The sequence below is a fragment of the Tepidiforma thermophila genome (assembly GCF_002563855.1).
In the GTDB taxonomy this organism is placed as follows: Bacteria; Chloroflexota; Dehalococcoidia; order Tepidiformales; family Tepidiformaceae; genus Tepidiforma; species Tepidiforma thermophila.
This window is the reverse complement of the sequence record NZ_PDJQ01000001.1, coordinates 1,909,636-1,929,984: the sequence shown is the minus strand read 5'-3', so window position 1 is coordinate 1,929,984 and position 20,349 is coordinate 1,909,636. Positions and strand designations below refer to the sequence as shown.

At 66.3% G+C, this 20,349-nt stretch carries 17 protein-coding genes and 1 other RNA gene; 11 read left to right on the top strand and 7 right to left on the bottom strand.

The features are described 5' to 3' along the window. Positions 1-20 precede the first annotated feature (20 nt). Positions 21-1,121 carry a class I fructose-bisphosphate aldolase gene (locus A9A59_RS09370; RefSeq protein WP_098504018.1) on the top strand — a complete coding sequence of 367 codons (1,101 nt, stop codon included), beginning with the start codon at positions 21-23 and terminating at the stop codon, positions 1,119-1,121. 88 nt (positions 1,122-1,209) lie between these two features. Here the strand turns inward: A9A59_RS09370 and A9A59_RS09365 are convergent, their stop codons facing one another. Beyond that, complete coding sequence (locus A9A59_RS09365; RefSeq protein ID WP_098504017.1) at positions 1,210-1,980, bottom strand: winged helix-turn-helix transcriptional regulator; 771 nt, start codon at positions 1,978-1,980, stop codon at positions 1,210-1,212. A gap of 278 nt (positions 1,981-2,258) precedes the next feature. Continuing rightward, positions 2,259-3,032: a FliA/WhiG family RNA polymerase sigma factor gene (locus A9A59_RS09360; RefSeq protein ID WP_165772632.1), complete on the bottom strand. Its 774-nt coding sequence runs from the start codon at positions 3,030-3,032 to the stop codon at positions 2,259-2,261. A gap of 422 nt (positions 3,033-3,454) precedes the next feature. Between A9A59_RS09360 and A9A59_RS13770 the strand changes: the two genes are divergently transcribed. From A9A59_RS13770 to ssrA, 4 genes are all read left to right on the top strand, one after another. Further along, positions 3,455-4,612 (top strand): TolB-like translocation protein, encoded by a 1,158-nt coding sequence (locus A9A59_RS13770; protein WP_133117583.1) that lies wholly within the window; start codon positions 3,455-3,457, stop codon positions 4,610-4,612. Positions 4,613-4,727: 115 nt separating this feature from the next. Further along, entirely contained in the window at positions 4,728-6,044 is a 1,317-nt protein-coding gene (locus A9A59_RS09350) for a S41 family peptidase (RefSeq protein WP_098504014.1), read from the top strand. A gap of 66 nt (positions 6,045-6,110) precedes the next feature. Then, positions 6,111-6,563 (top strand): SsrA-binding protein SmpB, encoded by a 453-nt coding sequence (gene smpB, locus A9A59_RS09345; RefSeq protein ID WP_098504857.1) that lies wholly within the window; start codon positions 6,111-6,113, stop codon positions 6,561-6,563. A 40-nt stretch (positions 6,564-6,603) separates the two neighbouring features. Beyond that, positions 6,604-6,963, top strand: a transfer-messenger RNA (tmRNA) gene (gene ssrA, locus A9A59_RS09340). Positions 6,964-7,055: 92 nt separating this feature from the next. Here ssrA and ispG read toward each other — a convergent pair. The 5 genes from ispG to A9A59_RS09315 all read right to left on the bottom strand — a co-directional run bounded on the left by ispG (position 7,056) and on the right by A9A59_RS09315 (position 12,547). Beyond that, a complete protein-coding gene (gene ispG, locus A9A59_RS09335; protein ID WP_098504013.1) occupies positions 7,056-8,228 on the bottom strand; it encodes a (E)-4-hydroxy-3-methylbut-2-enyl-diphosphate synthase in 1,173 nt (390 codons plus the stop codon). Positions 8,229-8,341: 113 nt separating this feature from the next. Continuing rightward, on the bottom strand, positions 8,342-10,720 hold the full coding sequence (locus tag A9A59_RS09330) for a heavy metal translocating P-type ATPase (RefSeq protein ID WP_098504012.1): 2,379 nt from the start codon (positions 10,718-10,720) through the stop codon (positions 8,342-8,344). Positions 10,721-10,759: 39 nt separating this feature from the next. After that, a complete protein-coding gene (locus A9A59_RS09325) occupies positions 10,760-10,969 on the bottom strand; it encodes a CopZ family metallochaperone (protein WP_098504011.1) in 210 nt (69 codons plus the stop codon). Positions 10,970-10,996: 27 nt separating this feature from the next. Then, on the bottom strand, positions 10,997-11,272 hold the full coding sequence (locus tag A9A59_RS09320) for a metal-sensitive transcriptional regulator (protein WP_098504010.1): 276 nt from the start codon (positions 11,270-11,272) through the stop codon (positions 10,997-10,999). A 75-nt stretch (positions 11,273-11,347) separates the two neighbouring features. Then, positions 11,348-12,547, bottom strand: a complete 1,200-nt coding sequence (locus A9A59_RS09315) for a CaiB/BaiF CoA transferase family protein (RefSeq protein WP_098504009.1) — start codon at positions 12,545-12,547, stop codon at positions 11,348-11,350. A 67-nt stretch (positions 12,548-12,614) separates the two neighbouring features. Between A9A59_RS09315 and A9A59_RS09310 the strand changes: the two genes are divergently transcribed. The 6 genes from A9A59_RS09310 (at position 12,615) to A9A59_RS09285 (ending at position 20,290) form a co-directional block, all read left to right on the top strand. After that, positions 12,615-13,235: a class I SAM-dependent methyltransferase gene (locus A9A59_RS09310; protein WP_165772631.1), complete on the top strand. Its 621-nt coding sequence runs from the start codon at positions 12,615-12,617 to the stop codon at positions 13,233-13,235. Then, positions 13,232-14,140, top strand: a complete 909-nt coding sequence (locus A9A59_RS09305) for a deoxyribonuclease IV (RefSeq protein WP_165772630.1) — start codon at positions 13,232-13,234, stop codon at positions 14,138-14,140. The genes A9A59_RS09310 and A9A59_RS09305 overlap by 4 nt, the downstream gene beginning before the upstream one ends. Next, on the top strand, positions 14,133-14,471 hold the full coding sequence (locus A9A59_RS09300) for a hypothetical protein (protein WP_098504007.1): 339 nt from the start codon (positions 14,133-14,135) through the stop codon (positions 14,469-14,471). The genes A9A59_RS09305 and A9A59_RS09300 overlap by 8 nt, the downstream gene beginning before the upstream one ends. A gap of 374 nt (positions 14,472-14,845) precedes the next feature. After that, positions 14,846-16,684: a glutamine--fructose-6-phosphate transaminase (isomerizing) gene (gene glmS, locus A9A59_RS09295; protein WP_098504006.1), complete on the top strand. Its 1,839-nt coding sequence runs from the start codon at positions 14,846-14,848 to the stop codon at positions 16,682-16,684. Between the two features lie 148 nt (positions 16,685-16,832). Further along, positions 16,833-19,094, top strand: coding sequence for a phosphoenolpyruvate synthase (gene ppsA / locus A9A59_RS09290; protein ID WP_278286857.1), 2,262 nt, complete (start codon positions 16,833-16,835; stop codon positions 19,092-19,094). 143 nt (positions 19,095-19,237) lie between these two features. Next, entirely contained in the window at positions 19,238-20,290 is a 1,053-nt protein-coding gene (locus tag A9A59_RS09285) for a deoxyguanosinetriphosphate triphosphohydrolase (protein ID WP_098504004.1), read from the top strand. Positions 20,291-20,349: the final 59 nt, after the last annotated feature.

The window sequence follows — 20,349 nt, the reverse complement described above, 5'->3', positions numbered from 1 at the left end:
TTGACCCAAGGGGACAACGTATGGTTCTCGCAGAACGCCCGACCCGCGAACTCTCCCTTTCCGACATCGCCGACATTCTTGGGGACGAAGCGCAGGACCTGCTTGAGCACCGCTGCGAAGGCATCCCTGCCTCCTCGCTCCACCTGCCCGGCCCGGACTTTGTGACCCGCGTTTGGGCCCAGTCCGACCGGTCGCCGCAGGTGCTACGCAACCTCCAGGCGATCCTGGACCACGGCCGACTTGGCGGCACCGGCTATGTCTCGATCCTGCCAGTCGACCAGGGCATCGAGCATTCGGGCGGCGCCTCCTTCGCCAAGAATCCCGCCTACTTCGACCCCGAGAACATCGTGCTCCTTGCCATCGAAGGCGGCTGCAACGCGGTGGCGTCCACCTTTGGGGTCCTTGGCGCGGTGGCCCGGAAGTACGCCCACCGCATCCCCTTCATCGTCAAAATCAACCACAACGAGCTGCTCACCTACCCGAACAAGTACGACCAGGTCATGTTCGGGACCATCAAAGAGGCGTGGAACCTCGGCGCCGCCGCAGTCGGCGCGACGATCTACTTCGGCTCAGAGGAGAGCTCGCGCCAAATTGTTGAGGTGGCCGAAGCATTCGCCTATGCGCATGAGCTCGGGATGGCGACCGTCCTCTGGTGCTACCTGCGAAACCCTGGCTTCAAAGTCGACGGCGTCAACCATGAGACGTCCGCCGACCTCACCGGTCAGGCGAACCATATCGGCGTCACTATCCAGGCCGACATCGTCAAGCAGAAGCTGCCCGAGCAGAACGGCGGGTACAGGGCGCTCAACCAAAAGGGCAGCTACGGCAAGTTCGATGAGCGCATGTACACGAAGCTCACCACCGATCACCCAATCGACCTCACCCGCTACCAGGTCGCCAACGGGTACATGGGCCGGGTCGGCCTGATCAACTCCGGTGGCGCCAGTTCCGGCGAGAGCGACCTGAAGGAGGCGGTCAAGACCGCGGTCATCAATAAGCGCGCCGGGGGTATGGGCCTCATAAGTGGCCGGAAGGCGTTCCAGCGGCCGATGAACGAGGGCGTTGCGCTGTTGAACGCCATCCAGGACGTCTACCGCTGCGAGGGCGTCACCATCGCCTGAAGCTCCGGGAGCAGGCTGGGATGCGACCGGCCCCGGCAGAATCTGCCGGGGCCGCTGTCGTGATGCGCTGTGGGGGGATACGCGGGCGTCAGGCGGCCTCCGTGGCCCGCGCCACGTCACGCCGGTTGCTGCGCCGCTCGAGCATGTAGCCGAATCCGCGGACGTTCACGATATAGCTCGGCTCGGCTGGGTCGTGCTCGACCTTCCTGCGGATCCGGCGGATGTAGACCTTCACAATCTCCTGTGCCTCCCGCTCCGAGTACGTGTAGTCCTGCACCGCGCGGAGGATTTCGACCGGGCTGACCACCTTCCCCGCATTCTTCGCGAGGTACGCGAGAATCTTGAATTCCGTCGGGGTGAGCGGGATGGTCTCGCCGTTACGCACGGCCTGGCACCGGTCAAAGTCAAGCACCAGGTCGCGGACGGAGATGGTGCTGGGGCCGTCCTCTTCGGGCTCAACCTGTGCCGCCACCTTCCGGCGCATCATGGCGCCCAGCTGTGCGTGGAACATCTCAGGCCCATCGGTGTCCCGCAGGCAGACATCAGCGCCGGCCTCAAGCGCGAGGCTGAGCCCGTGCGGGTGCGGCCCCGGTGCGACGACGATGATCTGCGCCTTGCATGCCCGGGTAACTTGGCGCACCAGCGCGATGTCTTCGTCGTGCCGCGGGTCGATGGCCAGCACCACGAGATCCGGGTCAAACTGCGCGAGCAGCCGTTCGGTCTCGCGGTCGTGCGGACGTTCCGTTGTCGTAAACCCGTGGCGTGCAAGCGACGGGAGCACGTCCGCGGAGCGGTAGTCGCGCGTGTGAGTCACAAACGCGACCTGGCTCCGGAAGCCGTCGTTGAAGCGGTCCGCCATTCCTTCACCCCCAGGAGGTCGTTCCCGGCCGATTCGCGGGGCCGCGACCGGGCACCGATGCACTGTTGAGCCCCTGCGGCGCGGGCCCGGGGGCCGGCGCGCGACAGGTGCTCACTCTCTATCTTCGGCAGGTGCAGTCCGGCTAATAGGGGTCCGGCCGGTGAACTGCATCCTTGTTCGTACCCGTTCTGCAACGAAGCGCCGAACACGACGCGACGGGGCCGGCACGCCGTCCACGGCATCCCGGCCCCGCTGGAGACTCAACCCCGAAAAATTGTTCAGGCTGCTTCCCGGAGCAGCGCTCTCCGCAGCCGCTTGACCGCCTGTGCGTGGAGCTGACTCACGCGTGTCTCCGACACCTGCAGCACCGCGGCGATGTCCCGCATCGTCAGGCGCTCAACATAATAAAGGCTGATGACCAGTCGCTCCCGCTCCGGGAGGGCCGCCACGGACTTCGCGAGCTCCTCATACAGCTCTTTCTCTTCGAAGGAGCGGGTGAAGTCCAGGTCCTCCTCTGCGGTCGGCATTTCGGCCGCAGGGAAGGAGTCGCCGTCGTCGTCCCGCTCCAGCATCCGGTCGAGGGAAACGGTGACCCAACGGGCATTCGACGACGCCTCGCGATACTGCTCCACCGAGACGCCCATATGCTCAGCCGTCTCTGCTTCTGTCGGGGTGCGCCCGAGCAGCATCTCCAGTTCAGACTGGGCACGCTGGACGTCGCGAGCCTTCTGGCGCATCGTCCGGCTGAGACGGTCCATGCGCCGGAAAGCGTCGATCATCGCGCCGCGAATTCGCTGGACGGCGTAGGCGTGGAAGTTCGTCCCCTTCGACGGATCGTACCGGCGCACGGCCTCGACGAGGCCGCACGTCCCGTAACCCACGGCATCTTCGAACTCGAGGAGGCCCGGGATTTCCAGCGGAAGCGTCCGGGCGACGCGGCGCACCAGCGGCGCATACTGCATGACGAGGCGCTGCTGCTCCTCGAGTGACAGGCGGTTCGGCTGGGCGTCCCCGCCCGGTTCAGGTTCCTGGTGAACTGACGGCCATTGCATCTCCTTGCTCCCCCGAACAAGCACCCGCATCGCAACCCTGTGTGCCTTGGTTGTCGAGCGGATGGGCCGATTGTTCAGGCCGGGCCGGTGACAGAACAACGCGCGCCCCGTGACGCGCAGGTGGTGCTTCGGTGACAACTGCAGACATAAGGGTTTTCCCGACCGCGCTCGGTGAGACACCGCACCCGGGGCCGCAGCAGCAACTTGGGCGGACAGCCGCCGCACCGGCTTGCAGCGATGGGCGTGTGCTGCCCAATCGCGGGCCGTTCCAGGGGCGGCAACGGCTTTCTCCGAGGCAATCCGTCGCGCGCTCCGGCACGAGCACGGGAGTATGCAGGTTCTCCAGAGCATAACTTGTATAGTGCGAAGTTTGGACAGGGAAGGCTGGGCCAGCCCTGGGGTTCACCCGTACCCTTTCCACTGTGCGACTCCTGGCAGTATCGAGCCTCGGCACCGTGTCACTGCGTGACCTGCATCTGGGCGACTCCCGCGTTGTTGTCAGCCGGGGCGGGAACTGGCCGGCTGCATCGCGGCGAAACGTCGTCGCAGCACCGGTTGCCTGGGTGGGCCCGGGGGAAGCCCCGCGTATCCGCCTTATCGGTGCGGCCGATGAGCCCGCCGACGTGCCCGGGACCTTGCTTGAGTCTGGAAGCGCCATTGCCCCGGGAATCACGCACTATGTCCTCTGGAGCCCGACCGCCGGAAGTCTCGCGCTGGTCCAGCCGCGGGACGGCTCACTTGAGCTCAGGCTTTGGACCGACGGCATGCCGCAATCCAGGCGGCTGGTGGCCGGCGCGCCGATCTTCGCATCCTTCAGTGATGATGGGTCCCGGCTTGCAATTCACCATGGGGGAATGGACGGCGCACGGCTCACCGTGGTTGACATGACGACCGGTGATCCGGGAGGCGTACGCCTCGTCCGCCACGGCGTCGGCGGTTTCGGGACGCCCGGCTTCGCACGCGGCGGCCAGGTGGTGGCCTGGGCTGAGCCGTCGGGCACCCGCCTCCGGCTCCGTGCAGCGGACCTCGCAGCCGGGCGAATCATCGACGGGCCCGCGGTGGAAGGCCAGGTGCGGTTCATCCCCGGGCCGCAAGGCGATGAGCTCGGGGTCGCAGTCGTGGCCCCCCGGGAGGCACCGATGTTTGACCGGCTCCTTGCCTGGGAACCGCTGACTGGCTCAGTGCGGACGGTGCACCGGGGGCGCTTCCTGGCCGCCTGGCGCAGTCCCGGGCCGGACCTGGTCGCGCTGGCGCTGCCCGGGTTCTCGGTCGAAAGCCGAATTCACATCGCGTTCTGTGATGCGAGCGGGCGCGAGCTGGGCCGCCTTGAGCCATTTGTGCCCTCGCCAGCGATGCAGCTCGCGCTGGCGTTCTTTGACCAGTTCGGGCGGTCGCACAATCCGTGGTCGCCTGATGGCACCTGGTTCGTCGTCGGTGGCCGGGCCCTGCGCGACGGTCCCTTCCCCCTATTCGGCCCGCCGGAACCTGACCGGATAATGGGAGTCTGCGTCAGCGAGGCCGGCCTACGGCCGCTGCGCTGGCAGGTCCTCGCGGACGGTACGGTTGGCTGGGTGCTCTGAAAGCGGGGCCAGCCAGGGCGTAAACCTCCGGTAATCGGCAAATTGAAGCGCCAGAAGTGGCGCCTGTACACTCGTGTCATCTCCGCATATCGCGCTCTGCGCGAAAAGGACTCCAATGGATATCCCCCGCGAATCCTCCCGTCCGGGCGGCGGCGAACAGGTTGCCCGTGCGGCCGTTGCGGTATTCCTCCTCCTCAGCATGCTCACCCTCGCCTTCGGCCTTGGGTATGCAGTCCATGACCTGACAACCGATACTCCCGCCAGCCGGCCAGCGGCGGAGCAGGCCGGCGCCGGCGGGGACGATGCCATTGGCGCCGCCATCATCGACGAGATCGTCGAGCTGCTGAAGACACGTTATGTCGATAAATCGGCCATCGACCCCGAGACCCTGCGCGAGGCCGCCATCGACGGGATCATTCGTTCGCTCAACGATTCTCACACGGAGTACCTCACGCCTGCAGAAATGGCCGCCGGCGCGCTCAATCTTTCGTCCAGCTACGACGGGATCGGCGCGACCGTCTCCGACCGTGGCGGGGTGATAACCATCGTTGCTCCCTTCCGCGACTCGCCGGCGGAGAAGGCGGGAATCCGCGCCGGGGACATCATCCTCGAGGTCGATGGCGTTTCCACGGAAGGCTGGACCCAGACGCAGGCGGTCCAGGTCATTCGCGGGCCGTCGGGCACCCAGGTGACGCTGAAGGTGAAGCACACCGACGGCACGATTGAGACCATCACGATCACCCGGGGCAATATCCCGCTTGAGAGCGTGTTCCTCGAGCCGAACCTCGAAGTCATCCCCGGCGAGAGCGGTTCGAAGCTCGTCGATCGCAATGGCAACGAGGTCACCGACATCGCCTACGTTGCCATCACGCAGTTCCATGACCGCACCCTCAATGAACTCCGCACCAAGCTGAAGGACGTCGAAGCCAAAGGGTACAAAGGTCTTATCGTCGACCTGCGCGGGAACCCCGGTGGTCTCCTCCAGGCGACGGTCGACGTTGCCGACGAGTTCCTCGATAGCGGCATAATCCTCTCGGAAGTCGACGCCGACGGAAAGATAGAAAGCTGGAACGCCCGTCGCGGCGGCATCCTCACCAGGATCCCGATCGTCATCCTCCAGGATCAGGGCAGTGCATCCGGTGCAGAAGTGCTGGCCGCAGCCCTGCGTGATAACGGCCGCGCAAGAATCGTCGGCACCCGCAGCTTCGGCAAGGGCACGGTCAACCAGCTGCAGGAGCTCAAGAGCTGCGGCGACCCGAAGGGCTGCGGCGCGCTATACATCTCGGTGGGCCGCTGGCTGACACCCAAGGGCGACCAGATTGAAGGGCTCGGCGTCAAACCGGACATCGAGGTCCCTATGAGTTATGACGACTACGTCGACCGGGGCGATATCCAGCTCTTCAAAGCCATTGACCTCCTGCGCGGGAACTGACCTCGCGGTAGACTGGAAGGATGCCAGGCGGGCCCATCGCGGATGGGCCCGCTGCGTTTCACCGAGATGTCCGACGCAACCATCGCCCAGAACCGCCGCGCCAGGCACGACTACGAAATCCTCGCCCGCTTCGAGGCCGGTATCGTCCTGACCGGGAGCGAGATCAAGTCAGTGCGGGAGCACAAGGTCCAGCTGCAGGGGTCCTATGCCAGGGTCAAGGACGGCGAGGTCTGGCTGGTAGGTGCCCACATCGCACCCTACCGGAACGCGGGGTACGCGGCCCACGACCCGACCCGCGACCGCAAACTCCTCCTCCACAAGCAGGAGATTCGGCGCATCGCCCGGATGGTCGAGGAGAAGGGCCTCACGCTGGTCCCGCTCTCGATGTACTTCAAGCGCGGCAAGGCGAAAGTCGAGCTGGGTGTGGGCCGCGGCCTGAAGCGGTACGACAAGCGGGAAGCGCTGAAGCAGCGCGACCAGCAGCGCGCGCTCCAGGAGGCGCTGCACCGGCGGCGGTAGTGCCCCGTGGCGAACAGCTGTGCTATGATAGGGCCATCACGGGGACGAAAGGATTCGACAGGAAGCCAGGTAGCCGGATAGCAGGCCGAGGTTGGCTGTCACCCTCGTTAATCAGGCGGCCAAAAATAAACGGCAACACTCGCCAACTCGCTCTCGCCGCTTAGTGCGGAGCCGTCCTCCCCGGGGCCCGGCCTGGTAGCGCCGGGGTAGGGCGTCACCAAAGCCAGGCTGCCGCGGGCTGACGCCGATACCGCCCGCGAAAGACGCATCGGCTGGCCGGAGAACGTGGGGACCACCACTGCAGTTCCCCGGCGAGACCTCTATCGGTGGGAAAGCCTGTAGGATAATCCGGAGCCGACCTTCTCTGGACCGGGAGTTCAACTCTCCCGCGTCTCCACCAGCGACACCACAACGGCCGGGGCAGCTGCCCCGGCCGTCGTCGTTCTTGCCCCAGTGTTGTCGAGCTTACCGTCGTGCCAGGAGGCCGGCGGTTCAGCGCTCCCGTGCCGTCGCGGCTGCTTGCTTTTCTGCGATGAGCCGGTCGAGTTCCTCTTTCAGCCGGTCGAGGACCGTATCGTACGGGAAGGCGCCCAGCTCGACCTCGCCACGTTTGAGGTTGACGAACGTCGGGGCACACCAGAGACCCAGGTCAGCATCATCGGTCTCGCCCGGCCCGTTGACCCGGCAACCCATGACCGCAATCGTTATGTCGTATTCTTTCGCGTAGGCGGTCATCTCCTTGACCTTGAAGGCAAGGTCCACGAACGCCTCGTTCTCGACCCGGCTGCAGCTCGGGCAGCTGATGATGTTGAGCCCGCCATCGAGGAATTTCGGCACGGAGCGGAACCTGCCAGCCTCCACGTCAGCGATGATCTGCCTGCCCACTTCAATTTCGCGCCACTTCTCGGCGAAGGGCAGGGTCAGGGAGACGCGGATCGTATCCCCGATACCCCGCGACAGGAGCTGTTCGAAGGCGATGCGCGTCTTGATCGCGCCGTCAGGAAGCATGCCGGCCTCGGTCACGCCGAGGTGGAGCGGCACCTCCGGACGGATCGCGGCAAACCGGGTGTTCGCCTCGATGACCTTCCTCGGGTCGGAGTCCTTGAGGGACACGACGTACCGGTCGAATCCGAGATCGTCCAGGATCGCGCAGTGCTGGAGCGCGCTCTCGACCATCGCGGTGACCCCGTCGAGTTCTGGCGGGTCGGCGCCGTCAAACTTCGCGGCCATCTCCGGGTCGACCGAACCGCAGTTCACGCCGACGCGAAGGGCAATCCCGTGGCGGTCCGCCGTCTCCGCGATGAACGCGACCTTGTCGCGGACGGACTTCTGCTTTTCGTGATGGTGCAGGTGTCCGGGGTTGTAGCGGACCTTGTTCACGAGCGGAGCAACCTGCGTGACCAGGCGGTAGTTTTCCTGCAGGTCAACCGAGAGATTCGCCTCCGGTACCCGCGCCCGGATCTCCACCAGCGCGGCCACGTCCTTCGCGCTATCAACCGCGACACGCACGACGCCCGCGCCGGCTTCATGGAGCATCCGCACCTGTGCGGCTGTCGCCTCGATATCTGTGGTGCGCGTGGCGCACATGGACTGGACGACGATGGGGTTGCCACCCCCGATGATGACTGAACCGACCGGGACAGGCCGGGTAGCTGCGCGCTTCATGACTTCAGTCTAGCAACCGGCGTGGGAACGGGCCGTGAGCGCGGACTGCGGCGCTACTGGGCGCCCTCCGCCACACCTGCGCCGGGCAGCGCAAGCAGGCCCCGGATGTCGGCTCAGCCGTGCGGCCCGGTGTGGTCAGCCGCTCCGCCCTCGTTGCCGAACCAGCCCCGGTCGATCCCGGTGAACACGAGCAGCGGCACGACGAGCAGGACAAACGCGAGCGCCATGGCGATGGCAGGCCCGCGGTTGGCCTGGAGCACGTTTTCAACTGGCGCCGTGTACGGGTTGCCGGCCGCTCTGGCGAGCGCACGGCCCTTCGTTCGGAGCCTGAGGCTGTTCGCCATGACGCTCACCGAGCTGAGCGCCATGGCCGCCCCGGCGAAGACCGGGTTGAGGAGCCCGAGGGCCGCGACCGGCAGCGCCACCACGTTGTACCCGAACGCCCAAACGAGGTTCTGGCGGATGGTGGTGAGCGTCTCCCGCGAGAGCGCTATCGCCTCGGCGATCTTCGCCACATCACCGTGGAGCAGGGTGATGTCGCCGGTCTCAATAGCGACATCGGTCCCGGTGCTCAGCGCAATGCCGACATCCGCCTGGGCCAGCGCCGGCGCATCGTTGATGCCGTCGCCCGCCATCGCCACCGTGAGGCCCTGCGCCTGCAGCTCGCGCACGAACGCGAGCTTCTCCTCAGGGCGGACACCGGCCCGGTACTCCGTGATCCCCACGCGGGCGGCCACCGCAGCTGCGGCCCGGGCATTGTCGCCGGTCAGCATGACGACCCGGAGCCCGAGCCGGCGCAGCGCTTCGACCGCCCGCCTGGCATTCGGCTTCACTTCGTCGAAGAGCCCGAGCAGGCCGACGACCGTCCCGTCGACGGCGACCACCGCCACCGTCCGGCCCGCAGCCTCCAGCTCCCCGATACGGGGCTCCAGCGGCCCTATCTTGTACCCAAGCTCCGCGAACATGGCCGGGCTTCCCACCTGGACGAGGCGGCCATCGACCATCGCCTGCACACCCCGGGCGGTCAGCGCCTCGAACCGGGTGGCGGGCGGAACCTCCAGGCCGGCCTCAATGGCGGCATCAACAACTGCCCGGCTGAGCGGGTGCTCGCTCGGCGATTCAGCCGCGGCCGCCAGGCGGAGCAGGTCGTCCTGGTTCATCTCACCAAGAGGCACAACGTCGCTGACCTGCGGGCGGCCCTCGGTCAGGGTGCCGGTTTTGTCGAGAACCACGACATCGAGCTTGCGTGTCCGCTCGAGGACGGCCGCGTTTCGGATGAGGATCCCGCGCGACGCGCCGAGTCCGGTGCCGACCATGATTGCCGTCGGTGTCGCGAGTCCAAGCGCGCACGGGCAGGCGACCACCAGCACGGCCACCGCGGCGGTCATTCCCTGCTGCCAGTCACCGGCGAAGAGCCCCCAGCCGAAAAACGTGATGGCGGCGAGCAGGATGACGACCGGGACGAAGACCGCTGCAACCTGGTCAACCAGGCGCTGAACCGGCGCCTTAGAGCCCTGCGCCTCCTCGACGAGCCGAACGAGCCGCTGCAGGGCGGCATCTGCGCCCACGGCCGTTGCCTCAATCGTGATGGCGCCGTGCTGGTTGATGGTTCCGCCAATCACCCGGTCGCCCGGCTTCCGCTCGACGGGCACCGACTCCCCCGTGAGCATCGACTCATCGACCGCCGAAAATCCGTCCACCACAACGCCGTCGACCGGGATGCGCTGGCCGGGACGCACGAGCAGCCGGTCGCCGACCTGTACCGCATCGAGCGGCACCTCCATTTCGGCACCGTCGCGGAGCACGGTTGCAGTCTCCGGCGCCTGCGCGAGGAGCGCGCGGATGGCCTGCGATGCGGCGCCTTTCGATGTCTCTTCGAAGTACTTGCCCATCGAGATGAACAGCAGCACCGCGGCGCTCACGTCGAAGTACATGTGGGTGTCGTGACGGCCGCTGACGACAACCCAGGCGCTGTAGCCGTATGCCACGCTGGTCCCCAGCGCGACGAGGACGTCCATATTGGGGTTACCCTGCCGGAGACTCGCCCAGGCGCCCCGGTAAAACCGCCAGCCCAGGCCGAACTGGACCGGCGTTGCCAGGGCCAGGACGACCCAGGCATGCAGGTTCGGCTCGCCGAAGAGGTGAAGCCCGGCAATATCCATCGCCATGGCGAGAATGACTGCGGGCACAGCGAAGACCGACGCGGCGATGAGCTGGATGAGCGTCCCCCGCGCCTGCTCGGCCGGGTTCGGCCGCTCCCGGTCTGTGAGCGGCCGCGCGTGGTAGCCTGCCTTTTCGACGGCCTGGATGAGCGCCTCGACCGGCACGGGCGCACCGAGCGTCACGCGCGCCGTCTCGGCCGCGAAGTTCACGGAGGCGGTTTCGACACCCTCCACCCTGCTGAGCGCGCGCTCCACCCGCCGGACGCACGAGGCGCAGGTCATTCCGGTCACGCTGAGCGTCACCGCCTTTTCTTCACTGGAAGCGGCCATGTGCAAACCTCCCGCGGAGCAGGGGCGAACCGCGCGAATTCAGGGTAGAGCGGCCTCGTATCCCTCTTCCTTCACCGCTTCGATGAGCTTCGCGGGGTCGAGATTCTCGCCCGTGATGCGGGCCGCCTTCTCGGCGAGGCTAACCACAGCCTCCTGAACGCCCGGCACTCCTTTGAGAGCCGCGGTGACCGCATTGACGCAGTGGTCGCAGGTCATTCCGGTGATGTTGAGTTCAATCGTCTGTGCCATAGGGTGCCTCCGAAGTTGTTGATAAGGTTAGGGTTCGCTTGGGCCCTGCGTGCGGTACAGGCGCTGAAGTTCAGCGATGGCCTTCTCCTCTTCACCGCTGCGGATCATCTCAACGACGTGGGTTTTCAGATGCCCGTCGAGGACGAGGGCGTCCAGGCTGCGAAGGGCGCGCTGTATCGAGAGTGACAGGTCGAGAATGTCCATGCAGTAGCGGTCGTCCTCGATCTGCTTCTCGAGGGCCGCGACCTGGCCGGCGATGATCTTGATCCGTCGGAGCGCCTGGCGGCGAGTTTCCGGTGTCATGCGCCCTCCAATAGGATACCCCCCTATCCTCACATTCGAACAGGCGCGGGTCAAGTGCCAACCACCAGGCAGCGCTTAGCGAGCCCCAATCACGCCCTGGCCGCGGAGCTCCTGGATGTCGTCCCAGCTGAATCCGAACTCCAGCAGCACCTGCTCGGTGTGCTCGTCAAACTCCGGCGCCCCCCGCGCAATCCGCCCCGGCGTCGCCCCGAGCTGCACCGCCGGTCCCACGATCTTTCGCCGCTCTCCGGAGCGGTGCTCGTACTCGACGATGTAGTCGTTGGCCACGACCTGGGGGTCGCGGATGACCTGGGCGTAGTCCTGGACTGGGGCGACGGGCAGGCCCTGGCCGCACAGCTCCTCGACCCACTCCCACTGGTCCTTCGCAGCGAAGATGCGGTCCAGCTCGGCGATCAGCTCGCGGCGGTGGTCCATGTGCGCCGGCAGCGCGCAAAATCGCGGGTCATCGCGCAGGTCGGGCCGCCCGATCGCCTCGCAGAACGGTGCCCACCAGCGGCTGAGCTGGGCCATGCTCAGCGCAATCCAGCCCCCGTCCTTGCACTGGTAGACATTCCAGAGCGGCGCGGCGTCTTCCCGCGAGCGGCGGGGCGGGACCTGCCCGGTAAAGAGTGTGCCGGTGATATTGAACGACTGGAGCATCACCTGGCCGCCGAGGAGCGATGCCTCGACGTGCTGGCCTTCACCCGTGCGCGCCCGGTGGATGAGGGCCAGCAGGATCCCGTAGCTGAGCGAAATCGCGCCGACCTGGTCGGCCATTCCCCCGAACGAAAAAACCGGCGGCTGATCGGGCGGGCCCTGCACCGTCATCGTGCCGCCGCGCGCCTGCCCGAGAATATCCATCGCAGGCCACCGGGCGTGGGGACCCTTCGAACCATAGCCGGAAGCTGTGGCGTAGATAATCCCGGGGTTGCGCGCCCGCACCGCCTCGTACCCAAGGCCAAGACGGTCCATCACCCCCTGCCGGAGGTTCTGCACAAAGACGTCTGCCTGCTCAGCAAGGCGCAGCACGGTTTCGCGGCCCAGCGGGTGCTTCAGGTCGACGACTATCCCGCGTTTGTTCCGGTTATGGCTTTCGAAGTACGCCTCGCTCAGGCCGCGGCCGGGGTCGGGCGAGTCCGGGCCCTCAATCTTGATGACATCTGCCCCAAAATCTGCCAGCATCGCCGTCGCATATGTGCCCTGCTGCCAAATCGTGCAATCAAGGACCACGAGCCCCGACAGCGGGAGCCCGGTATGGGGTACGTTGGGGAACATGGGTCCCTCCCGGTTGCGCGGGATCTTGGTCGCGTCGCAGGATCCTGTCAAACGCGAGGATTCGCCCGTGTCGAATGCTTCCGGCCACCGCCGTTTCGCCGCCGCCTGGGACTGGCTCGCCCGGCACGAAAGTGCCCGCGAGCGGCGCCTCCGCGCACGCCTTGCGGGGCAGGCCAGGGGCCGCGTGCTCGAGATCGGGTACGGCGTGGGCTCGAATTGGCCACACCTGCCCGCTGATGTTTCTTATGTCGGCATTGAGCCCGACCCATTCATGCGTGAGCGGGCCGAACGCCACCGCCCGCCGGACCGGCAGCTCGACCTTCGCGACGGCGATGCCCAGGAGCTTGACTTCCCCGACGCCAGCTTCGACACGGTGCTGGCCACCCTCGTCTTCTGCACGATTCCCGACCAACGAAAGGCGTTAGGGGAGGTTCGCCGGGTTCTTGCCCCTGGGGGCCGCCTGCTGTTCTGGGAGCACGTGACTGCTGGCTCACGCCTCGGGCGCGGTGTGCTGAACGCCATCACCCCGCTCTGGAAGCGCGTCGGCGGCGGGTGCCACCCCAACCGCGACACCCTCCAGGCGATCCATGAAGCCGGATTTTCGGTCCAAGACCTCAAGGTCACCCGGATTGGCCCGCTCCCGGCGATCGTCGGGGTCGCGAGCGTGGGAGGGGAGGCGTCAGCGTGAGAATCGGAGCGCATGTCTCGAGCGCAGGAGGCCCGCATCTCGCGTTCGAGCGGGCGGCCGCCATCGGTGCAGAGGTGGTCCAGCTCTTCGTCAGCGCGCCGCAGCAGTGGAAGCTCCCGGCGCTCACCCCTGACCAGATTGCACGATTCAATCGTATCCGCGAGGCGTCCGGCATGCCGGCGTTCTTCCATGGCGTGTACCTGATGAACTTCGGCAGCCAGGACCCCGCCGTCCTCGAGAAATCGCAAGCGTCGCTGCGCGCTTACCACCGGCTTGCCGGCGAAATGGGCGTCGTCGGCACCATCTTCCACATTGGCAGTCACCTCGGCGCCGGGTTCGACGGGGCGATGGTCGAGCGCATCGCGGACATGCTGGGCGCAATCCTCGCCGAACAGCCGGGCAACCCCGCGCTGCTCATCCTCGAGAACAATGCGGGGCAGGGGAACTGCATCGGCGGGCGATTTGCCGAGCTCGGCGCCATCGTGCGGGCGATGGGCAGCCCGCCGAACGTCGGCATCTGCTTCGACACCTGCCACGCCTACGCCATGGGGTACGACATCGCGACGCCGGCCGGCCTCGAGGCCACGCTCGAGGAGCTCGACAGGGAGCTCGGCCTCCAGCGCCTCGTGGCAGTCCACGCCAACGATACGAAGCAGCCGATTGGCACGTTCCGCGACCGGCACGAGAACATCGGCGAAGGCCACCTCGGACTATCGGGGTTCCGCACGCTGATGACGCATCCCGCCTTCGCCGATGTACCCTTCATCCTCGAGGTTCCTGGGTTCGAGGGGCAGGGCCCGGACGAGGAGAATATTCGGCGGCTGAAGCAGCTCCGGGACGAATTGGGCCTGCCAGCGCCCGAAACGCCTCTGCTTGAGGCGATCCGCCAGGCGGCGCATGGCTGAGTACAGCGAAACGACGAGGACGAAGGTGCCAGCGACGGGACGCCTGCAGGGTGCGCTTTTTACGGAATGTGCTGAGTGGATTTGGGAACAGCTCCAGGAGGACGGGTTCCATATCCAGGGGGAGCTCGTCGAATTGATCCTCGAGACGGAGCGGGAGCTGGGCATTCACACCCGGCCGCTCGACGCCATCGCTGCGGCCCTGGCAGAAGAGTTCGAGCGCCGCGGCGTGGTGGCCCGGCCGTACGGCATCGATGCCCGCCTCATCAGGCTCGTCCTCGAATGGGAGGACGACTTCCTCGGTTTTGCGGGGATACCTCGTGTCGAAAGTTGACGGCCGAGACGCGGACCCCGGACACTCTGGGGCGACGCCAGGCCGGAGGTAGGTCCAGGGAAGGCCAGCATCAGAAGTACCAGAGGCACGCAGGGAGCACACCAGCAAGCGCCAGGTCCGCGCGGTTATGCGCGGATGACGAGGCGGGGGCAGTATCGAACCACTCGGCGGATGGCCCCCCGGCTGCACAGCCGCAGGTGACGCACAAACCACGCCGGGTGACCGCGTGACAAAAGCGCACCACGTGCACGGGTTCCCCTCCCGTTCTTCGCTCCTCACTGTCTGATTGCCCGCTGTCGCCTGTGCCGGCTCGCGGGCACCGCGTGCCACAAGCGAGCAGGCACCCCATGCCTGCGACCGGAGGAGCCAGCCTCATGTGTGGAATCGTCGGGTACACGGGCCACCGCCCGGCTGTGCCGATCCTTTTGCGAGCGCTCAAGGACCTCGAGTACCGCGGCTACGATTCGGCCGGTATCGCAGTACTCGACGGTGACCGCCTCGCCATCACGAAAAAACAGGGCAAGATCGCGAACCTCGAAGCGGCGATCGGGCCGCTCCCGGCTGCAACTGCCGGGATCGGTCATACCCGCTGGGCCACCCACGGCCGGCCGAGCGACCGGAACGCGCATCCTCACAGCTCCTGCGACGGACGCGTTGTCGTCATCCACAACGGTATCGTGGAAAACTACACCGCACTCCGGAGCGAGCTGCAGGCTCGCGGGCACGCGTTCCAGAGCGAAACGGACACCGAGACCGTTGCTCACCTGCTCGAAACAGAGATGGCGGCCGGCGCCGACCTGTTCGAGGCGCTCGCCCGGACGGCGCGCCGGCTCGAGGGTTCGCAGGCCCTCGTGGCGATGACGGTCGACGAACCGGGCACGCTCGTCGCCACGCGCCTCGGCAACGCAGGCGGCATCGTCATCGGATTCGGTAATGAGGAGACCATCGTGGCAAGCGACCTGGCGGCTGTCCTGCCGCTAACGCAAGAGGTCGCGTTCCTCGCTGACGGGCAGGTCGCCCGTGTCACTCCGTCCGGGGCGGAGGTGGTCACGCTCACCGGCGAGCCGGTGATGCTGCAGCGCAGGCGGATCCCAATCGACCCGGTCACTGCCCTCAAAGGGCAGTACCCGCATTTCATGCTGAAAGAAATCCACGAGCAGCCCGAGGCGATTACCGACACAATCTGGAGCCTGGCGACGCTCGACCCGCCTGCCCTCTACTTCGACGACCTCGGCAGTGCAGGCGACCGCCTCGCGGCAGTCGAGCGCGTGGTCCTCCTCGGCATGGGGACGAGCCTGCACGCTGCGATGATTGGTCAACGGTACATCGAGGCGTTTGCGGGTCTCCCGGCGGCTGCCGACAACGCGTCGGAGTTCCGATACCGCGACCCGGTCCTGGATGACCGGACGCTCGTCATCAGCGTTTCGCAATCCGGAGAGACTGTCGATGTCCTCGAAGCGATGGCCGTCGCCCGCCGGGCGGGGGCTCTCCAGGTGACGGTCTGCAACACGGAAGGTGCGCAGACGACCCGGGTGGCCGACGGAACGGTGTACACCCGCGCCGGGCTCGAGCGAGGCGTCGCCAGCACGAAGTGCTTCACCACCGCCCTCGTCGCGCTGTACCTGCTGGCACTGCGCATCGCGCAGGCGAAGGGGAGGCTCTCCGAAGAGGCGCTTGCGAGTCACCTGCACGACCTCGCCCAGCTGCCGCGTGCGGCCGCAGATGTACTGCGACGCCGCGACCAGATCCGGAAGCGGGCGGTCGCACTGGCCGCAGCGCAGCACGTCCTGTTCCTCGGGCGCGGTCTTGCATTTCCCGTTGCGATGGAGGGCGCGCTGAAGCTCAAAGAAGTCTCCTACATCCACGCGGAAGGCTACGCTGCGGGGGAGATGAAGCACGGCCCTATTGCGCTCATCGAGCCGACGTTCCCGACCGTCGCGATCGCCACGCAGCATGCCTTGCGTTCCAAGATGATTTCGAACATCGAGCAAATCCAGGCGCGAGGCGGACCGGTGACCGGGGTCATCACCGAAGGCGACGCCGAGCTCACGGCGCTCTGTGATGCGGTGATAACGGTCCCTGCCGTTTCGTCGTGGCTCGAGCCCGTGGCGGCCGTGATCCCGCTTCAGCTCCTCGCCTACGATGTGGCAGTACACCGCGGCTGCGATGTCGACCAGCCGCGCAACCTTGCGAAAACGGTGACGGTCGAATGAGCGGCCGTCCAGGCGGGCAATTCGGGCCGTTTGGCCGGCCGTGCAAACTGCCGGCATCGGCCTATAATCGTGCGACCGAAGCCATCGGTCTGCACTATGCGCGATGCGCGGAGGTATAGACAGATTGGTAAGCGTCACTCGTTCCGTTGTGTGGTTCTCCGAGGTCGGCCGCGAAGACATCGGCCTCGTCGGAGGCAAGGGCGCCAACCTCGGTGAACTCACCCGCGCCGGCATTCCGGTGCCGCCCGGGTTCGTTGTCACCGCCGATACCTACTTTCGCTTCATCCACCAGAACGGACTTGAGCCGGTCATCAAGAAAGAGCTCTTCGGCCTGAATGTGCATGACACCCGCCAGCTGAACGAGCGAGCCGAGAACATCCAGCGCCGCATCAAGAGTGCCCCGATGCCGGCCCACATCGCTGACGAAATCCGTGCCGCGTACCGGGAGCTCGGCGGCGGACCGGTCGCCGTGCGCAGCTCGGCGACCGCAGAAGACCTTCCCGAAGCAAGCTTCGCCGGCCAGCAGAGCACCTTCCTGAACGTGGTCGGCGAGGACAACGTCGTCCGGGCAGTCCAGGCATGCTGGGCGTCGCTGTTTGAGGCGCGTGCCATCTTCTACCGTGAGGAATCTGGCTACGACCACACAAAAGTCGGGCTGGCCGTTCCCGTCCAGCGCATGGTGCAGTCCGAAATCTCGGGCGTCATGTTTACGGTCGAGCCGGTGACGTCCGACCGCACCCGGATCACCATCGAAGCGGTGTACGGCCTCGGTGAGGGGATCGTCTCCGGCGAAATTTCGCCTGACCTCTACCTCGTCGACAAGGAGTCCCTCCAGATCATCTCCAAGACGGTGACGCCGCAGGACCGGATGATCGCCCGCCGGCCGGATGCTGACGGCAGCCACGAAGGGGCGAACGCCTGGCTGCCGGTTCCGGAGCACCTGCGCGAACGCCAGAAGCTCACCGATGCCGAGATCCGCGAGCTTGCCCGAATTGGCCGTGCCGTCGAAGCACATTACGGCAAACCGCAGGACATCGAATGGGCCTACGAGCAGGGCAAGTTCTACCTGGTGCAGGCGCGGCCCGTGACGACGCTCAAGGCAGCCGTGGAGGCCGACGAGGGAGAAGAGGAGACCGCCCCCATCCTCCTGACCGGCCAGCCGGCAAGCCCCGGGGTCGGCGTTGGCCTGGTGCGGATTGTCCACGACCCGCGCGAGATTGACATCGTCAAGCAGGGCGATGTGCTCGTTGCCGAGATGACGACGCCCGACTTCGTCCCGGCCATGAAGCGGGCATCTGCAATCGTCACCGAGCGCGGCGGCCGAACCTGTCACGCTGCGATCGTGAGCCGCGAACTCGGCATCCCGTGCGTTGTGGGCGTCGCCGGGGCGATGGGCCTCGAAGTCGGCCGCGAAGTCACCGTCGATGGGTCAGCCGGGCGGATTTATGACGGCCGGGCAGAAGCACGCCTCGCCTGGTACGAGCGCCAGAAGGAGCGGTACGCACGAGCAGCAGCGCTGAAGACGACCACCAAACTTTACGTGAACCTCGCCGAGCCTGAGCTTGCGGAAGTTGTCGCAAAACGTCACGTCGACGGCGTCGGCCTGCTGCGCGCCGAGTTCATCGTGGCCCAGATTGGCAAGCACCCCCGGCAGTTCATCGAAGAGGGACGGCCGGAGGAATACACCCGCCGGCTCGAAGAGGGCATTAAGGAGTTCTGCCGGGCTTTCAATCCTCGCCCGGTGGTGTACCGGCTCACGGACTTCAAGACGAACGAATACGCCAACCTCGAAGGCGGAGCGAAGTATGAGCCGACCGAAGAGAACCCGATGATCGGCTACCGCGGCGCGAGCCGGTACCTCCGCGAGCCCGACATCTTTAAGCTTGAACTCGAAGCGATCAAGGGCGTTCGCAAGGAATTCAAGAACCTTTATGTTATGGTTCCCTTCGTGCGCACGCCCGATGAGCTGCGCGGCGTTAAACAGCTCATGTCGGAGCAAGGGCTCGTCCGCGGTGACGATTTCAAGCTGTGGATGATGGTCGAAGTGCCGTCCAACGTCCTCATCCTCGACCGCTTCATCGATGTCGGCATCGACGGCATCTCTATCGGGTCCAATGACCTTACCCAGCTCGTTCTCGGCATCGACCGCGACAGCGAGGCGCTCGCCGATATCTTCGACGAACGGAACGAGGCGGTCATGGCGGCGATCCAGACCGCCGTCACCGTCGCCCGCCGGCGGGGTATTACGGCCTCGATCTGCGGCCAGGCGCCAAGCGTCTACCCGGAGGTGACCGAAAAGCTGGTCGAATGGGGCGCAACCAGCGTCAGCGTGAGCCCGGACATGATCGACCAGACGCGGGAGATCATCGCGAACGCCGAAGCAAAGCTGGGCCGCGCTCCCGTTCACTGAACGTCCGCCTGGACCTCCCCGGGCCTCCCGTCTAACGGGGCCCGGGAGCCATACGACCGAGCCCCCGATGCGACCTCCTCCCGCCGTGCCGGTTGCCGAGCCTGGTTGGGGGAGGCGGACTTGGACCGTACAATCCCGAACGTATGGACCTGTTCGACGTTCGGCGACGGCTCGAGGCGCTCGAATCGAACCTCAGCCCCTATGCTGCCCGGAGCGCCACGAGCCGGGGTCGAAAGCGCCCCGAACCGCCCTCGCCGCTTCGCGTCGAGTTCCAGCGAGACCGCGACCGGATCCTGCACACGAAGGCGTTTCGGCGCCTGAAACACAAGACTCAGGTCTTCATCGCTCCGACCCAGGACCACTTTGTCACCCGGCTCACCCACACCCTCGAGGTGGCCCAGGTGGCCCGGACCATCGCCCGCGCATTGAACCTGAATGAGGACCTCGCCGAGGCTGCTGCACTGGGACACGATATCGGGCACGGACCCTTCGGCCATGCCGGCGAGGAGGCGCTGGCAGAGTGCCTGCCCGAGGGGTTCCGGCACAACTACCAGTCGGTGCGCGTGCTCGACCGGCTCGAAAACGGCGGCAAGGGGCTCAATCTGACCTTCGAAGTACTCGACGCCGTCGAGAAAAGTTCCAAAGCCCGCGAGGACATCTTCGCCGAGGGCTGGGGCGTTCCTGTGACCCTCGAGGGGCAGGTGGTGAAGACCGCCGACGCCATCGCGTACCTCAACCACGACATCCTCGATGCCGTCCGGGCGGGGATCATTACCGAGGATGACCTCCCCGACAGCACGAAACGGCTCATCGGCCGCAGCCATGCCGAGCGACTCGATACCCTCATTTGCGATATTGTCGCGGCCAGCTGGTCAGCCACCGGGGCAGGGCCCGACCCGGTGATCCGATTCAGCCCGGAGATTCACGCCGCCGCCAACGAACTCCGCGAGTTCATGTTCCAGCGGGTCTACATGTATGACGACACTCGCCGTGAGGCTGAACGGGGAAAGCGGATCGTGCGGTTCCTGTTCGAGTATTTCGTCCGGCACCCGAACGAGATCTCGCCGGACTACTCCCTGCCCGAGGACTCCGTCGAGCGGAGGGCGGCAGACTACGTGAGCGGCATGACTGACCGTTTCGCCATCCGGCTGGCCGCGTCGCTGGGCTGCCCTGACGCGATCGGCTGGCAGGTCTGAAGACGCACGGTCCTTTCCTCCGCGTTTCACTGTCGGGAGCGTTCTGCCTTGAAGGTAGA

Excerpts from the sequence above, each read along its gene's own strand:
- A9A59_RS09370 (WP_098504018.1), top strand. The coding sequence starts at position 21 with ATGGTTCTCGCAGAACGCCCGACCCGCGAACTCTCCCTTTCCGACATC.
- A9A59_RS09365 (WP_098504017.1), bottom strand. The coding sequence starts at position 1,980 with ATGGCGGACCGCTTCAACGACGGCTTCCGGAGCCAGGTCGCGTTTGTG.
- A9A59_RS09360 (WP_165772632.1), bottom strand. The coding sequence starts at position 3,032 with ATGCAATGGCCGTCAGTTCACCAGGAACCTGAACCGGGCGGGGACGCC.
- A9A59_RS09350 (WP_098504014.1), top strand. The coding sequence starts at position 4,728 with ATGGATATCCCCCGCGAATCCTCCCGTCCGGGCGGCGGCGAACAGGTT.
- smpB (WP_098504857.1), top strand. The coding sequence starts at position 6,111 with ATGTCCGACGCAACCATCGCCCAGAACCGCCGCGCCAGGCACGACTAC.
- ispG (WP_098504013.1), bottom strand. The coding sequence starts at position 8,228 with ATGAAGCGCGCAGCTACCCGGCCTGTCCCGGTCGGTTCAGTCATCATC.
- A9A59_RS09330 (WP_098504012.1), bottom strand. The coding sequence starts at position 10,720 with ATGGCCGCTTCCAGTGAAGAAAAGGCGGTGACGCTCAGCGTGACCGGA.
- A9A59_RS09325 (WP_098504011.1), bottom strand. The coding sequence starts at position 10,969 with ATGGCACAGACGATTGAACTCAACATCACCGGAATGACCTGCGACCAC.
- A9A59_RS09320 (WP_098504010.1), bottom strand. The coding sequence starts at position 11,272 with ATGACACCGGAAACTCGCCGCCAGGCGCTCCGACGGATCAAGATCATC.
- A9A59_RS09315 (WP_098504009.1), bottom strand. The coding sequence starts at position 12,547 with ATGTTCCCCAACGTACCCCATACCGGGCTCCCGCTGTCGGGGCTCGTG.
- A9A59_RS09300 (WP_098504007.1), top strand. The coding sequence starts at position 14,133 with ATGGCTGAGTACAGCGAAACGACGAGGACGAAGGTGCCAGCGACGGGA.
- glmS (WP_098504006.1), top strand. The coding sequence starts at position 14,846 with ATGTGTGGAATCGTCGGGTACACGGGCCACCGCCCGGCTGTGCCGATC.
- A9A59_RS09285 (WP_098504004.1), top strand. The coding sequence starts at position 19,238 with ATGGACCTGTTCGACGTTCGGCGACGGCTCGAGGCGCTCGAATCGAAC.